Below are 14,967 nucleotides of genomic sequence, written 5' to 3' on the forward strand. Positions count from 1 at the left end.
ATTATATTGTTTTAAAATTTTACAGTTTGTAAATTAAAGGCAAAATTAATTAAAATGCAAGAGTCTTAAATAAACATTTTTGTTTTTTTTGATAAAGAAATTTTAATACGATTTCGATATTATAATTTTTTTTCAATTTTTTAGTTATTTTCCTCAATTTTAACGTTTATGTTAAAATATTAAAAAAATTAACCCCTCATTTTTTTTAAATTACCAATGTTAAATTTCTTTTAAATTACAATATTCACAATTCTGTGATGCACCACAATGATTTTTTTCGGTGCTTTACCATCCAGAATTTGTTGAATTTTCTCATCCTGCATCACCAAATCCTCAACTTCTTTAGCTGATAATTGTGCAGGTAGAGGTAATTTAAATTTCATTTTACCATTTACGCTCACCGGATATTCAATTTCGTCTTCTACTAAGTAGGTTTCGTTCAGTTCCGGGAATTTCTCGAATTCAATAGAAGTATCATGTCTCAGCAAGCTCCAAAGCTCTTCACAGATGTGAGGGGCATACGGCGAGATGATAACGGCTAAAGGCTCAAGAATATTGCGTTTGTTACATTTTATTTTTTGTAATTCATTTACAGCAATCATAAATGATGATACAGAAGTATTGAAAGAGAAGTTTTCGATATCGTAAACCACTTTCTTTATTAATGTATGTAATACTTTATATTCTGCTTTTGTAGGTTCTTCATCAGAGACTTCAAAATTATCTTCGTTGAAATATAAATTCCAGAATTTTTTCAGGAAGCCGTACACTCCGCTTAGACCTTGCGTGTTCCAAGGCTTAGATTGCTCTAATGGGCCTAAGAACATTTCATACAATCTCAATCCGTCTGCTCCATATTCATTACAGATATCATCAGGATTTACAACATTGTATTTTGATTTGGACATTTTTTCTACTTCACGGTCTGTAATGTATTTTCCGTCTTCTAAAATAAATTCTGCATCAACGTAATCTGGTCTCCAAGCTTTGAAAGCTTCTGTATCTAATTCGTCAGATGTTCCTTTTAATAAAGATACATCAACGTGAATCTGCTGAGTTTGATATTCACTTGCTAAATTTTTAGAAACATATTGATTTGTTCCTTCAATTCTATAAACAAAAGCACTCATCCCCAAAATCATCCCCTGATTGATCAATTTTTGGAAAGGCTCATCATTATTAATATACCCTCTGTCTTTTAAGAACATATTCCAGAAACGAGAATATAATAAGTGACCGGTTGCGTGCTCGCTACCTCCGATGTATAAATCTACTTGTCCCCAATAATCGGTTAATTCTTTATTAGCAAAAACCTCATCATTATTAGGATCCATATATCTAAGGAAATACCATGAGCTTCCTGCCCAACCCGGCATTGTAGATAATTCTAAGGGAAATATAGTTTTGTCATCAATTAAATCTGTAGCAACCACTTTTTGGTTTGCTTCATCCCAAGCAAAAGTTTTTGAATTTCCTAATGGCGGATCTCCGTCTTCTGTTGGTAAATATTTTTCAACTTCAGGAAGTGCTAACGGCAAAGCAGAATTTGGTAACGTGTAAGGCATTCCATCCTTATAATAGATAGGAACTGGCTCGCCCCAATAACGCTGTCTTGAGAAAATTGCATCACGTTGTCTATAATTTGTAGTTCCGTGACCGATTCCTTTTTTCTCAACAGCATCAATAATTAATGCTTTTGCTTCGTCATAGCTTAAACCATTCAAGAAATCTGAATTTACACAAACGTTTGTTTTAGAATCAAAAGATTTTTCCTGAACGTCTTCTTCTGTTTCTACAACTTTTTTAATTTCTAAATTAAATTTCTTCGCAAATCTGTGATCACGCTCGTCATGTGCAGGAACAGCCATTACAGCTCCCGTTCCGTAACCCATCAATACATAATCTGAAATATAAATCGGCATCTTTTCATTGCTGAAAGGATTGATCGCGTAACTTCCCGTGAAAGCACCTGAAACGTTTTTCACGTCAGACATTCTGTCTCTTTCAGTTTTTTTGGAAGTTTCTTCAATATAAGTATCTACCTCAGCTTTTTGTTCTGCTGTAGTAATAGTTTCAACTAAAGGATTTTCCGGTGCCAACACCATAAATGTTGCTCCGAAAATAGTATCAGGTCTTGTTGTGAAAACCTCAACGATTTCGTCGTGAGTATCAATATTAAATTTAACCTGAGCTCCTTGAGATTTTCCGATCCAATATTCTTGGGCATCTTTCAAAGGTTGAGGCCAGTCTAATGTTTTAAGACCTTGCAACAATCTTTCAGAATATGCAGAAATTCTCATGCTCCACTGCATCATTTTCTTTTGGAAAACAGGGAAACCTCCTCTTTCGGATTTTCCATCTTTCACTTCATCATTTGCCAACACTGTTCCTAAAGCAGGACACCAATTTACAGTAGTTTCTGCTCTGAAAGACAAACGGTAATTTAATAAAATATCTTCTTTATCAATTTCAGAAGCTTCTTTCCATTCTTCTGCCGTGAAATTTAATTCGTCGTTTTGATTGGCATTTAAATCCAATGAACCTTTTTCTTCAAAATGTTTGATCAACGTTTCGATAGATTCTGCCTTGTCTGTATTTTTATTATACCAAGAATGGAACAATTCAATGAAAATCCATTGTGTCCATTTATAATATGAAGCGTCAGAAGTTCTTACTTCCCTGCTCCAGTCGAATGAAAAACCAATTTTTCTTAATTGCTCTTCGTATCTGTTGATATTTTTTTCTGTAGTGATTGCAGGGTGCTGCCCTGTCTGAATTGCATATTGCTCAGCAGGCAGTCCGAAACTATCGTAACCAACCGGGTGGAGAACATTAAACCCTTGATGTCTTTTATATCTCGCATAAATATCTGAAGCAATATATCCCAGCGGGTGACCTACATGAAGCCCCGCCCCCGATGGATACGGAAACATATCGAGAACATAAAATTTTGGTTTGTCTGTGTTATTGGAAGTTTTGTACGTTTGATTGTCTTCCCAGTATTTCTGCCACTTTTTTTCTATCTGCTGATGATCGTAAAACACGTTGTTATTGATATTAGATGTTAGACTCTAGATGTTAGATTTATTATAATTCCAATTCTAGTATTTCACAAAAATAATGATTTTAATAGAAATGGAACTTTAATTTTCGATTAATTATAATTCATATCAAAACAAAAAGATCTCACCCGAAGATGAGACCTTTTTATTATTTATACTATTACTTTAATTATTGAGGAATTCTCTTAAAAGTATAGGTTCTGGTCTTATAAACGGTAGGATCCGAAGTTTCTTCTCTTATTGAGAGGTTCAGCGTAGTTTCATTAAGGGTAATTACTTTCCCGTTAGATGGTTCTACTGTTCCCTGATATTTTATCTGGATCGTTTTTTCGCTTTTGTCGTACGTATAATTGAAATTACGATCTGATGAAATAGCACACTGCCCTGGTGTAGCAGTATCATTCCATTCAGTTCTTTTACCTACTACCTCAGTATTAAACCTCCATCTGGATTCTTTCTGACAGTCGGTATACGTAATAAGATCTGAAATAGGCTGTTCTCCCGTTTCTATAGTAGTGATGACTTCTTTTAATGGCTGCCAAACACCCACAAGAGGAGCTTCAACCGGAGTATCGTCATCATTATTACATCCCGTAGCTACGAATAATGATAAACCTGCAAATAGTAATGCTAATTTCTTCATGTATCAAATTTTTCAAGCGCTAAAATTATAATTTTTTTGAATTATTTAATAGTTTTTTGTGAAAAATTATTTCAAAAACCTATATTTCTAAAATTATTACGGCTTATAGCTGCAATATTACCACTATTTAACAAATATTGAACTATCGAAGAGTCCCATATATTTATTAAAAAAGTTATTTTTGCAAAAAAAACAAATGCAAGACATCGCGAAAAATAATTTTGACTTCATCCGTGTTCTCCTCGCTTTTATTGTTTTCATTGGGCATTTAGGCTATCTAAGTGCATCCCCTACTCTTGAATTCCTAAAGCACAGCCCTGTAGAAGTTGGTGTTTTCGCATTTTTCATCGTCAGTGGTTTTTTGATCGCGCGAAGCTATGAAAGAACAAGTACCTTAAAAAAATACGTCAAAAAGAGATTGAACAGAATTGTTCCCGCCTATTTGTTAGTCGTGGTTTTATGCACTATATTATTAAGTTTGGTAAGTACCTTTTCTTTTTCAGAATATTTCAGCAGTCCACAAACACTTAAATATTTTCTTTGGAATTCTGTATTTATGAATTTCATGGCGCCCAATCTTCCCGGAGTTTTCGGGAACGGAGCGATAAACGGAGCACTTTGGACTTTAAAAATTGAAATGTGTTTTTACTTTTTAGTTCCGGTTCTTTTCTTGTTTTTTGGAAAGGATAATAAATATAGAAACATCAGTTTAGTAGTATTTTATTTTCTTTCATTGATTTATCTCAATTATTTTGAAATGACAGGAAAAGTAGAAATTTCAAGACAAATTCCGGGAGCATTATGTTATTTCATTGGCGGAATGCTGGTTTATTTTAATTTTGAAAAATTCATTAAACATAAAAATATCCTTTTCATCATCGCGATTCTAACGGTTTGGATTGATTTAATTTTTAAAATTAAATTATTCTCACCTATCATGATAAGCATCATCGTTCTTTACGTTGCCTATTCTTTTAAATTTTTAAATAATTTCGGAAAATACGGAGATTTCACGTATGGAATTTACATCTTCCACTTCCCTATCATCCGAGTATTTGCTACTTTAGGTTTATTTGCGAATTACAATCCTTATTTCATGGCATTTATTTGTATGCTGGTTGTAGTAGGTGTCGGCGTAAGCTCGTGGCATTTGTATGAAAAACGATTTTTATAATTATTAATATTCCCTCATAAGACTTTAAATCTATTTATATTTGCACAAATGAAAGACCTTGTTTCCATCATCACTCCCTGCTATAATTCTGCAGAATTTATAGAAGAAACGATACAATCTGTCCTCAACCAAACCTATGAAAACTGGGAATGGCTGATCACGGACGATCTTTCTAAAGACAATACCGTAGAAATCATCAGAAAACACAATGATCCGAGAATAAAACTGGTAGCTTTAGAAAAAAATGGTGGTGCTGGAAATGCCCGAAACAATAGTCTTGAAAGGGCTCAGGGAAGATATATCGCCTTTCTAGACTCTGATGATTTGTGGTATCCCGAATACTTAGAAACAATGACCAATTATATGCAGGAAAATAAAGTAGAACTCGTTTACTGCAACTATTCAAGGTGTGATGAGCATACAATGGAGCCTATTTTAAAGGATTTTCTTGCTGATAAGATTGTAACTTTTTCAAACTTATTGAAAACCTGCAGATTGGCTCCGGTTTCAACAGTTTATGATACAAAAAGAGTCGGAAAATTTTTCTTCCCAATAAAAAGCAAACGTGAAGATCATGTAATGTGGCTGAATTTATTAAAAGAAATCCCAAAAGGTTATCCCGTAAAAAAGACGTTGGCAAAATACAGAATGCGCGAAAACAGCGTTTCCAGAAAGAAGCAAAACATTATTAAAGATCAATATTTGGTATATAAAGATTTCATGGGATTTTCTACTGTAAAATCGTTGTATTACACGGCAAACTGGGCGTTGAACGGATTTTTAAAGTATTCTAAAATCTTTAATTAATGGAGTATTCAAAAGAATTTAAAGCCGCATTAAGCAATTTCTCTCCTGTAGAAAAAGACCGTCTTATTTTCAGATTATTGAAAAAGGATAAACTTTTGTCTAAAAAACTGTATTTCGAATTGATCGATACTGAAACGACCGACGACAAACGAGATGCCATGGAAGAAAATGTGAAGGAAAAAGTTCTTTTGGCTTCAAAATACATCGGAAATCAAAAATATTTCCAGACCATTATCCGAAAAATCAGTGCAGAAATAACGGAGCATATTAAAATTACCACCGATAAATTCGGAGAAGTTTCTCTTCATATATTATTGATCAATGAAATTTTAGAAAACAACGAAGATCTTGGCAGACAAAGGTTTGACAATGTTTACAAACTGTATCTTTATATCATCAATAAAATTTTCAGAGCATTAATTTTAGTAAAAAAATTAGATGAAGATTACTGGATGGAATTTGATGAACTTCTAGCTGATCTACATAAAAAAATCAATAGCAATACGTATCTGCAAAAGCTTTGTATCAATAATAGTTTAGATCTAAATTGGCTAAAATGTGAAAATATTCCCGAAAATTTAGATCAGATCATGAAAGAAATAAAAAGTCAGGGATTTTTAAGATAAAATTTTCTTGAGGATAATTTCTGTTGAATTAGGTTTTTCATCAACGAATTTTTTTGCATTTGCAGACATTTCATTTAATACTTCCTCATTATCACTGTTCATAAGAAATAAGACGAAATCTGCCGCTACATTTTCTTCTTCAAAAGATTTTCCACCATTAGCTTTGATCAAATCATCTGCTTCAGGATTTTTTCTGTAATGATTTCCAAAAATCACAGGAACACCGAAAGTTGCTGCTTCTAAAATATTATGTAATCCAGCATCATGGAAACCACCTCCTACAACGGCAATATCAGCGTAAGAATAGAGTTTTGACAATAATCCGATGCTGTCTATAATTAATAAATGATGATCGATAAATGATGATTGATCTGAAATTTCACTGTACAATAAAGCATCAGGAAAAATTTGTTTTAAATTTTGCACTCTTTTCAAATCGTGAGGAGCAATAATCATCTTAATATCAGAATTAGTTTTAAAAATAATTTCTGCGATCTTTTCTTCCGAACTCCAAGAACTTCCGAACACAATCGTTTTTTTATCCTCAATAAATTCTTTGATAAATTTTACATGATTATCTCTTTCCCGCAATTGTTTTACGCGATCAAATCTTGTATCTCCGGCAATTGAAGAATTATTTAAACCTACGCTTTTAGCAAGAGCGAAGGACATTTCTGTCTGATGAAAAAACCAATCGATATTGTTTTGTAATTGCTTTACAAACCACTTTCCATAAGATGTAAAGAAAGATTGATTTTCATAAAACAAAGCAGAAATAACATACGTTTTTGCGCCTTGAGCTTTTAATTCAGCCAAAAGATTATACCAATAATCATATTTCACCGTAAAAAATAGTTCAGTCTGAAATTGAGAAACAAATTCTTTTACCATAGATTTTTTATCGAAAGGTAAATAGCAAATTACATCAGCAATATGTTTCTTTTTAATCACATTTTCATACCCTGATGGCGAGAAAAAAGTCACGAGAATTTTATGTGTCGGAAACTGTTCTTTTAATTCTTCTAAAACAGGCAAACCCTGCTCATATTCGCCCAAACTTGCAGCATGCATCCAGATTACCTTATCTGATTGTGAGAGCTTGGATTTGATGATATGTAACGATTGTTTTCTTCCTTCAACGCCTTTTTTAGTTTTATCATTAAACAACGAAAAAACCTTCATTCCGAAAATGAGAAGATTGATGAATAAATTATATAGAAAAGCCATCATAATTATTTTTAAATTTCAATTCTATCATTATTTGTTGTTGGATTAGAAATCACCAAAAATTCCAGATCTTCCTGAAATTCATTTGAAATATAATGTTTTGATTTTGGTAAAATGGAGATACTTTCTCCCGATTTCACCAAAAATTTTTCATTATTAACATAGAACACAGCTTCCCCTTTTAATATGTAAAAGAATTGGTCGGCATTCTCATGAAAGTGGAGTTTCTCGGAAGTATTCGCCGGCATTTTTTCTTGCTTAACAGATAGATTTTGAGAATCTCTCAACACCCAACTATCGCAGTTGTTTCCCCAAATATAATGTTCGGAATTCTCTTTTGATTGTATCATTTGAATATCGATGTAAAAATGAAAACAGCAATTAAACTTCCAATAACAGAAAAAATAGCTGTAGCCATCGGAACTTTCGGTTTAGCTTTTTCATCGGATGAATATCTGAATGTATAATCCTGACTGTTTAGAAAAATCAATACGATTAACATAAGCAGCCATCTCAGAAAAAAATTCATGATGAAAAACTGTGAATTTTTATTTGTTTCTGTGATTTCTACAGGAAAATTTGCAGTTTCAGGATGTTTAGATATAAAAATAAACAGAACATAAAACATCAAAGCTAAAACAGGCGTAAAAAAAGTAAAAGCCTTATTTCCAAAATTATCAGCCTTCCCTTCAACATCAAAATGAACAGGAATTTTCTTTGGCAGCGTTTTATAATTCTTTATCGTAAACCACCACAAAAAAGCAATCAATACAAAATTGAGAATATCAAAACTTGTAAAAATTACTTCTTCTATCATGTTTTATCTATTTAAGAATACTTTTAATTACTCTTAATTTATGCGTATGTTTATTCAGTTCTTTATTGAAAATACCTGTAGAATCCAGCGTATCAATTCTCACTTTACCGGAAGCATGAATGATTTTCTGGTTATCAAGCATAATCCCGACATGAATAATTTTTCCCTCAGGATTTTCAAAAAAAGCAAGATCGCCAAGCTGACTTTCTTCAACAAAAGTTAGCGCCTCTCCCACTTCCGCCTGTTGGTAAGTATCTCTTGGCAGCTTAATATTATGAACTTTATACACTAATTGTGTAAAACCGGAGCAGTCTACTGCAAAAAAGCTTTTGCCACCCCATAAATAAGGCACATTAAGGAATTCTTTTGCCGTCAGCGCAACACTTTCACGGAGATCATGACTTCTTCTAGAAGCTACCGTCTGAAATTCTACTTCAGAGCCCATTGAAAGCAAAGTTCTGCCATCGTTTGTAAGCACAGAAGAAAAATCTTCCGTGACCACCGTAACTTTTCTATTGGCCAAATCTTCGTCTGTTACAGGTTTTATCTGTTTGGTATCCATCCATCCTTCATAGCCGTCATAATGCATTTTTATCTTGGTCCAGTTTTTATTCACTTCCAAAATATCTGCGCTTTCTCCAAACAATATTTCCGTAACAATTTCTGCTTTGTCAGAATTTTCTGCGCGCACCGGTGCTACTGTAACATTACAAATTCCTTTATCCATCTTTTAAATTTAGAGATTAAGAAATTTAGGAATTAAGAAAATTATCTGTTTTCTCATTTCTAAATCTCAGAATTCTTTACTCTTTTAATTATTTCCTTCTCAGGAAATTTACTCCGTCACGCAAAGGTAAAATAAGATTTTCAAAATCATCATCTTTTGCGATCAAATCATTTAATTCCTTAATAACTTGGGTTGATTTCTGCTTCGGATTTTCTTCCAAAACTTTCCCGTACCAAAGAACATTATCAAACAAAACTACTGAACCCGATTTTGTTCTGGGTTTAATTAATCTAAAATATTCAGCGTAATTTTCTTTATCAGCATCAATGAAAACAAGATCGAAAACCTCATCAGTTTCCCTTAAAAATTCTTTTGCGTCCTGAAGTTTAAAATTAATCTGATTAGAATATTCACTTTCCTGAAAATATTTTCTGGGTAAATAAGCAAGATCTTCATTTACATCCAAAGTTGTTATTTTTCCGTCTTTTGCTAAGCCCGTTGTTAAACATAAAGTAGCATATCCCGTAAAAGTTCCGATTTCAAGAACATTTTTAGGCTGCATCATCTGAGAGATCATCGTTAAAAGTCTCCCTTGCTGATAACCCGAAATCATGTGAGGCTGTGTCGTTTTCTGGAAGGTTTCTCTTCTCAGTTTTTTCAGAATTTCAGGCTCGGAAGATGCGTGTGTCTCCAGATACCTGTCCATTTCAGCATTCTTTTCTTCAAAAAAGCTCATTCTTACAATTTTTGTGAGTCAAATTTAACTAAATATAAGGAAAAAGAATAAATTTTGAAACAAAGATTCTCCGAAAAACAGGGAAAACCCCATGCGAATTACCGTAAAAATACGGATGTTTTCAAATGGCTATTCCTCTATCTTTGCAAAGACGGGTAAAAACACTAAGAAAAAATAAAATGAATGTAGGGGGAAAACTAATTAACACGAAGAATCAGAAGACCGCAATGCCTTTGGGCAAGGCGGATTCTTCCTTAAAAAAAACTAAACCTGAAATATCCAATTCATTTTTTCAAAGAATTATTTCGTTATTGAAAAAAGAAGAATTAATTTGATTAAAAAAAATAACTCCCGGATTTCTCCGGGAGTTATTTTTTATCGTTGAATTTGAAATTCTTATTTCTTAGGAGTAATATCCATCAACTTCATGAATTCATCAAGCTTAGGCATAATGATGATCTCCGTTCTTCTGTTTTCACCTCTTCCAGAAACGCTCATGTTTGTCGCTTTAGGATTGTACTCAGAACGTCCACCTGCTGTAATTCTTGCAGGATCAACCCCGAATTGAGACTGTAAAACTTTAGCAACCGATGTACCTCTCAAAGCAGAAAGATCCCAGTTGTCTCTTGGTAAGTTTGGAGAGCTTAAAGGAGAATTATCTGTGTTACCTTCGATCAATACTGAATATTTATCATAATCATTAATCACTTTAGCAACTTTTCCTAATACTTCCTGAGCTGCAGGCAATACATTGTAGTCACCAACTTTATATAGCATTTTATCTGAAAGCGAAATCATTACAACTCCTTTCAATACTTTTACCTGAACATCATCGTCTGTTACGTTATCCAAAGATCTTTTCAGTTTGTTTGATAAAGCTAAATTTAAACTGTCGTTTTTAGCATTATTAGAAATCAACTGCTTGATATAAGAGTTTGAAGCGTTGATTTCTCCTACTAACTTATCAATATTTGCAGAACTTTTACCTGTATTAGACAAACAAGCATCCAATGATGATTTTAAAGCATCATGCTGACTTTTTAGTAAATTATTCTCTCCTGATAATGCAGAATTTTGAGACTTCAGATCCTGGATCTCTCTTTGTCTTTCGCCAATGTTTTCAATACATTGCTTGTAGTTTGAACTTAGAGCATCGTATTGCTTTTTGCTGATACAAGATGTCATCCCCAACGCCATCGCAGAAACTGCTAGAATTTTAATAATCTTCATAAATAATCTTTTTTAGACGAATCAAATTTAGGAAAATTCATTTTAATTAATGGTTTATCTTTGTATAAAAGAAATTCTCAACACAGATGTTGGACTATTTAAGTTTTAAAAATCAATTAAAAAATCTCATTGAATCACCTGAAAATCATTCCTATTTATTGGCAGTGAGTGGCGGTGCCGATTCTATGGTTTTAGCATCTCTGTTTCATGATTCGGGTTGCAAATTTCAGATTGCGCACATTAACTATAAACTTCGTGGAGAAGATTCTGATCTTGATCAAAAAGTGGTTCAGGATTTTTGTGAGAAAAATCACATTCTGTATCATTTGTATAAAGTTTCTGAGAAAGATCACAAACCTGAAAATTCTATTCAGCTTTGGGCGAGAGAATTGCGTTATAATTTCTTTAAAAAAATTCAGCAACAGGAAAATTTGGAGTTTGTAGTAACGGCTCATCATTTGAATGACCAATTGGAAACGTTTATCATTAATTTGTCAAAAGCTTCTGGAATTAATGGTTTGAGCGGAATTCCATCGAATGATAATAATATTCTTCGTCCGCTTCTGCAATTTTCAAAAGAAGATATTTACGAGTTTGCAAAAGAAAATAATATTGAATTTCGTGAAGATCTATCCAATAAAAAAAGTGATTATTTAAGAAATAAAATAAGAAACGAGATTGTTCCCAAACTCATGGAAACGAACGAAAATTTTCTGGAAAACTTCAAAAAAAGTTCTTCTTATTTAAATCAGACCAAAGATTTTGTCCAGAATCAAATTAAAGATATAGAAAATAAGCTTTCGGTATTTAACAAATATCATAAAATCTTATCCAAAGAGAAGCTCAATCAGGAAAGTGATTTTGTAAAGTTTGAGATTTTAAAAAAGTATGGTTTTAACCAAGAAGAAGAAATTTCGAAAATTTTTAAAGCTGAAAACGGAAGCTCTTTTTTCTCAAAAGATTATCAATTAAAAATCGATCGGAATGAATTGATTTTTTCAAGCCAAAATTCGGATATTCTGAATGAAAAGCCAGAAGAAATTATCTTAAATATCAATGAAAATCAGGAAATAATTCTACCAGAAAGTATAGAATTCAAGATTTCATTAGAATGGCTTTTAGATATGGAAAAAATAAGCTTTCCTTTAAATTTAAGAAAAAAGAAAGAAGGTGATTTATTCTTCCCGATCGGAATGAAAGGAAAAAAGAAAGTTTCTAAATTCCTGCGAGACGAAAAATTATCTATTTTCGAAAAGGAAAACATTTGGTTATTATGCGATTCTAACGATCAGATTTTAGGAATATTACCTTATCGACAAGACGGAAGATTTTCTGCCGATAAGCACACCAAGAAAATATTAAAAATAAAATGGACAGAAAAACAACAAATACTCTAGCAATAGAAGATTTTAAAAAGAACAGCAATGTAGCTTTCGCCATTTTATATCAAAAATACTTTGTTTATACTAAAAAATTCGTTCTTAATAACAGGGGAAATCTGGAAGATGCAGAAGACATTTTTCAGGATGCGCTGATTATTTTATACGAGAAATTATATGCCGATAATTTCCAAGCTTATACTTGTCTAGCCAATTATGTTTCAGGAATTTCTAAGAATTTATGGCTGAAAAAGCTCAGAAATAAAGAATTTCTAACAGAGATTCCAGAAAATTATTATGCTAACAATCAGGAAGAAATTAATACTGCAATTGAAAATGAGCGAGATTATTTGGATAAACTTCATGATTACATCAATTCTATTTCCTCCCACTGCAAGAATTTAATTCAGGATATTTTTATGAAAAATAAGAGTATTGAAGAAATTCAAACAAAATATCAATATTCCAGCAAGCATAATGCACAAAATCAGAAGCATAAATGTGTTGAACAAATTCGAAAAATAAAAAATAATGATAATCTTTAGCACTGAAATACAGTCAATTATAAAAAATCATCCAAAAGCCGGGTGATTTTTTTTTGTTTTTGGAACTTATTATTAAATATCAATATTATGTTTAAAACAATTGTATTAAGTCTGTGCTTATTGATCGGAATTTCCGCTAATGCACAAAGTAAGAAGGGGATCAATTTTCAAAGCATTGATCTTGAAGCGGCAAAACAAATCGCAAAAAAAGAAAACAAGCTTATTTTCATAGACATCTACACAACCTGGTGCGGGCCTTGTAAATTGATGCAAAAAAACACTTTCACCGATCCTAAAGTTGGAGAATTATTCAACAAAAACTTTGTAAACCTTGCGATAGATGCAGAGAAAGAAGGTGTGGCGTTGGCAAAAGAGTTTAAAATCGTGAATTTTCCATCATTCTTATTTTTAGACGCGACGGGAAAATTGGTTCAATATGATTTTGGATATTATAATGCAGAGCAGTTTTCTACGGTTGGAGCTTCAGTTTTAAGTAAAGTTTCATCAAACATGACTCCTAAAACACTAGATATGGTGAAAGGAAAAATGGTTGGAGATAAAATTGCAGATTTTTCGGCAAAAGATCATTTAGGAAAGACATTTTCATCAGCAAAAGAAAAGGAAAAATTGGTTTTGGTTTTCATCCGCGGACAATGGTGCCCGTACTGCAACAAACATATTGAATCACTGCAAAATCTAGCTCCTGAATTAAAAGCAAAAAACGCAAGATTAGTTATTATTTCTCCGGAAAAACCAGAATTCATCGAAAAGACATTGGAAAAAACAAAAACCAATTACACTGTTTTATATGATGAAGGCTACAAAATTGCAGAAGCTTTTGACGTTCTCTACACGCCCGATAGTAAAACTTTGGATATTTACACCTCAAAAGTAGACGGTTTTGCGACAAGCAGATCGGATAACTCAGGAAGACTTCCTGTTTCTGCAACCTATATTTTGGATGAAAATAAGGTAATCTCGTGGAGACATTTTAATCCTGATTATAAGGAAAGAGCTTCGGGAGAAGATATTTTGAAGCAATTATAAAATCAAAAAAACACAAGATGAAAAAGCCATATTCATACTGTTTATATTTATTTCTGGCGATTCTTCCCTCGGCATTTTTACATGCACAAGGCTGTAGTGACGCGGGATTTTGTACCGTGAACAGTTTAAAACCTCAGCATACGAATGATTCTATATTCGTACAGAAAAATCAATTAAAAATTGGATTTTCTTATGGAAAAGCAGATCATTCGGTTTCTGCTTACAGTCAATATTTGGAATATAACCTACAAATTAATTCTAAATTTGGAATTAGCGCTAAAGCAACTTCGCTTTTGCAAACAGGAAATAATGTAAGCGCTTTTGGATTATCTGATATTTATTTAAACACTAATTATCATTTAGATAAAAACTTTACGCTTACTTTAGGCACGAAAATTCCGCTGACCAATGGAAATACATTCAAAAATGGAAATGCTTTGCCGATGGATTATCAATCCAGCTTGGGAACTTTAGATCTTATTGTTGGAATTGGGTATCAGATTAAAAAACTACAGTTAGTTGCAGCTTTACAACAGCCTTTGACACAGAATAAAAATCAGTTTATTGCTGAAAATCATCCAATAAATTCTGTTTGGAGAGATTTTCAGACCACGAAAGATTTTAAACGAAGCGGTGACGTTTTACTGAGAGCGTCTTATCCGATAAAAATTACTGATCGATTTCAATTAACGCCTAGTTTATTAAATATTTATCATCTTTCTAAGGATAAATTCACGAATTCAGGTGGCTCTCAACAACAAATTGAAGGCTCTGAAGGTTTAACAATGAATGGAAATCTATTTTTAGATTATAAACTAAATGAAACCAGTGCCCTGCAACTTAACGTGGGAGTTCCATTTTTAGTCCGGGATATAAGACCTGATGGATTAACGAGAAGTTTTATCGCTAATTTGGAATATAGCTTCAAATTTTAACGTCTTATTGAA

Annotated in this window: 15 protein-coding genes; 7 read left to right on the top strand and 8 right to left on the bottom strand. The window is 32.6% G+C overall.

Features of this window, described 5'->3' with window-relative positions; genetic code table 11:
* Positions 1 to 230: 230 nt before the first annotated feature.
* Together leuS and SB689_RS19050 are read right to left on the bottom strand one after the other, a co-directional pair.
* Positions 231 to 3,044: a leucine--tRNA ligase gene (gene leuS / locus SB689_RS19045; protein WP_410693668.1), complete on the bottom strand. Its 2,814-nt coding sequence runs from the start codon at positions 3,042 to 3,044 to the stop codon at positions 231 to 233.
* Between the two features lie 187 nt (positions 3,045 to 3,231).
* Positions 3,232 to 3,705, bottom strand: a complete 474-nt coding sequence (locus SB689_RS19050) for a lipocalin family protein (protein ID WP_410693669.1) — start codon at positions 3,703 to 3,705, stop codon at positions 3,232 to 3,234.
* Positions 3,706 to 3,886: 181 nt separating this feature from the next.
* Between SB689_RS19050 and SB689_RS19055 the strand changes: the two genes are divergently transcribed.
* Genes SB689_RS19055 through SB689_RS19065 form a run of 3 tightly spaced genes read left to right on the top strand, consistent with a single transcriptional unit; the run spans position 3,887 to position 6,312 of the window.
* A complete protein-coding gene (locus SB689_RS19055) occupies positions 3,887 to 4,879 on the top strand; it encodes an acyltransferase family protein (protein ID WP_410693670.1) in 993 nt (330 codons plus the stop codon).
* A gap of 48 nt (positions 4,880 to 4,927) precedes the next feature.
* Positions 4,928 to 5,686 carry a glycosyltransferase family 2 protein gene (locus SB689_RS19060; protein ID WP_410693671.1) on the top strand — a complete coding sequence of 253 codons (759 nt, stop codon included), beginning with the start codon at positions 4,928 to 4,930 and terminating at the stop codon, positions 5,684 to 5,686.
* On the top strand, positions 5,686 to 6,312 hold the full coding sequence (locus SB689_RS19065) for a deoxyuridine 5'-triphosphate nucleotidohydrolase (RefSeq protein ID WP_410693672.1): 627 nt from the start codon (positions 5,686 to 5,688) through the stop codon (positions 6,310 to 6,312). The genes SB689_RS19060 and SB689_RS19065 overlap by 1 nt, the downstream gene beginning before the upstream one ends.
* Here the strand turns inward: SB689_RS19065 and SB689_RS19070 are convergent.
* From SB689_RS19070 to SB689_RS19095, 6 genes are all read right to left on the bottom strand, one after another.
* A complete protein-coding gene (locus tag SB689_RS19070) occupies positions 6,304 to 7,539 on the bottom strand; it encodes a 3-deoxy-D-manno-octulosonic acid transferase (RefSeq protein WP_410693760.1) in 1,236 nt (411 codons plus the stop codon). The two genes, SB689_RS19065 and SB689_RS19070, sit on opposite strands and share 9 nt — an antisense overlap.
* Positions 7,540 to 7,550: 11 nt before the next feature.
* On the bottom strand, positions 7,551 to 7,889 hold the full coding sequence (locus SB689_RS19075) for a cupin domain-containing protein (RefSeq protein WP_410693673.1): 339 nt from the start codon (positions 7,887 to 7,889) through the stop codon (positions 7,551 to 7,553).
* The gene (locus tag SB689_RS19080; RefSeq protein ID WP_410693674.1) at positions 7,886 to 8,356 is read right to left on the bottom strand and encodes a DUF1648 domain-containing protein; all 471 of its coding nucleotides are present in this window, start codon (positions 8,354 to 8,356) and stop codon (positions 7,886 to 7,888) included. Before SB689_RS19080 ends, SB689_RS19075 begins: the two co-directional genes overlap by 4 nt.
* Before the next feature lie 7 nt (positions 8,357 to 8,363).
* Complete coding sequence (locus SB689_RS19085) at positions 8,364 to 9,083, bottom strand: NlpC/P60 family protein (protein ID WP_410693675.1); 720 nt, start codon at positions 9,081 to 9,083, stop codon at positions 8,364 to 8,366.
* 88 nt (positions 9,084 to 9,171) lie between these two features.
* Positions 9,172 to 9,819, bottom strand: a complete 648-nt coding sequence (locus SB689_RS19090; RefSeq protein ID WP_410693676.1) for an O-methyltransferase — start codon at positions 9,817 to 9,819, stop codon at positions 9,172 to 9,174.
* Positions 9,820 to 10,215: 396 nt separating this feature from the next.
* On the bottom strand, positions 10,216 to 11,049 hold the full coding sequence (locus SB689_RS19095; protein WP_410693677.1) for an OmpA family protein: 834 nt from the start codon (positions 11,047 to 11,049) through the stop codon (positions 10,216 to 10,218).
* Between the two features lie 86 nt (positions 11,050 to 11,135).
* On the opposite strand from SB689_RS19095, the gene tilS reads away from it, so the two are divergent.
* The 4 genes from tilS to SB689_RS19115 all read left to right on the top strand — a co-directional run bounded on the left by tilS (position 11,136) and on the right by SB689_RS19115 (position 14,955).
* Positions 11,136 to 12,446 (top strand): tRNA lysidine(34) synthetase TilS, encoded by a 1,311-nt coding sequence (gene tilS, locus SB689_RS19100; protein WP_410693678.1) that lies wholly within the window; start codon positions 11,136 to 11,138, stop codon positions 12,444 to 12,446.
* Positions 12,419 to 12,973 carry an RNA polymerase sigma factor gene (locus SB689_RS19105; protein ID WP_410693679.1) on the top strand — a complete coding sequence of 185 codons (555 nt, stop codon included), beginning with the start codon at positions 12,419 to 12,421 and terminating at the stop codon, positions 12,971 to 12,973. Before tilS ends, SB689_RS19105 begins: the two co-directional genes overlap by 28 nt.
* Before the next feature lie 87 nt (positions 12,974 to 13,060).
* A complete protein-coding gene (locus SB689_RS19110; protein ID WP_410693680.1) occupies positions 13,061 to 14,020 on the top strand; it encodes a redoxin domain-containing protein in 960 nt (319 codons plus the stop codon).
* Between the two features lie 17 nt (positions 14,021 to 14,037).
* On the top strand, positions 14,038 to 14,955 hold the full coding sequence (locus SB689_RS19115; protein WP_410693681.1) for a hypothetical protein: 918 nt from the start codon (positions 14,038 to 14,040) through the stop codon (positions 14,953 to 14,955).
* Positions 14,956 to 14,967: the final 12 nt, after the last annotated feature.

Source organism: Chryseobacterium sp. SIMBA_038 (genome assembly GCF_046535115.1).
GTDB lineage: Bacteria > Bacteroidota > Bacteroidia > Flavobacteriales > Weeksellaceae > Chryseobacterium.

Excerpts from the sequence above, each read along its gene's own strand:
- SB689_RS19070 (WP_410693760.1), bottom strand. The coding sequence starts at position 7,539 with ATGGCTTTTCTATATAATTTATTCATCAATCTTCTCATTTTCGGAATG.
- SB689_RS19075 (WP_410693673.1), bottom strand. The coding sequence starts at position 7,889 with ATGATACAATCAAAAGAGAATTCCGAACATTATATTTGGGGAAACAAC.
- SB689_RS19110 (WP_410693680.1), top strand. The coding sequence starts at position 13,061 with ATGTTTAAAACAATTGTATTAAGTCTGTGCTTATTGATCGGAATTTCC.
- SB689_RS19115 (WP_410693681.1), top strand. The coding sequence starts at position 14,038 with ATGAAAAAGCCATATTCATACTGTTTATATTTATTTCTGGCGATTCTT.
- SB689_RS19065 (WP_410693672.1), top strand. The coding sequence starts at position 5,686 with ATGGAGTATTCAAAAGAATTTAAAGCCGCATTAAGCAATTTCTCTCCT.
- SB689_RS19090 (WP_410693676.1), bottom strand. The coding sequence starts at position 9,819 with ATGAGCTTTTTTGAAGAAAAGAATGCTGAAATGGACAGGTATCTGGAG.
- SB689_RS19080 (WP_410693674.1), bottom strand. The coding sequence starts at position 8,356 with ATGATAGAAGAAGTAATTTTTACAAGTTTTGATATTCTCAATTTTGTA.
- SB689_RS19085 (WP_410693675.1), bottom strand. The coding sequence starts at position 9,083 with ATGGATAAAGGAATTTGTAATGTTACAGTAGCACCGGTGCGCGCAGAA.
- tilS (WP_410693678.1), top strand. The coding sequence starts at position 11,136 with ATGTTGGACTATTTAAGTTTTAAAAATCAATTAAAAAATCTCATTGAA.
- SB689_RS19050 (WP_410693669.1), bottom strand. The coding sequence starts at position 3,705 with ATGAAGAAATTAGCATTACTATTTGCAGGTTTATCATTATTCGTAGCT.
- SB689_RS19060 (WP_410693671.1), top strand. The coding sequence starts at position 4,928 with ATGAAAGACCTTGTTTCCATCATCACTCCCTGCTATAATTCTGCAGAA.
- SB689_RS19105 (WP_410693679.1), top strand. The coding sequence starts at position 12,419 with ATGGACAGAAAAACAACAAATACTCTAGCAATAGAAGATTTTAAAAAG.
- SB689_RS19095 (WP_410693677.1), bottom strand. The coding sequence starts at position 11,049 with ATGAAGATTATTAAAATTCTAGCAGTTTCTGCGATGGCGTTGGGGATG.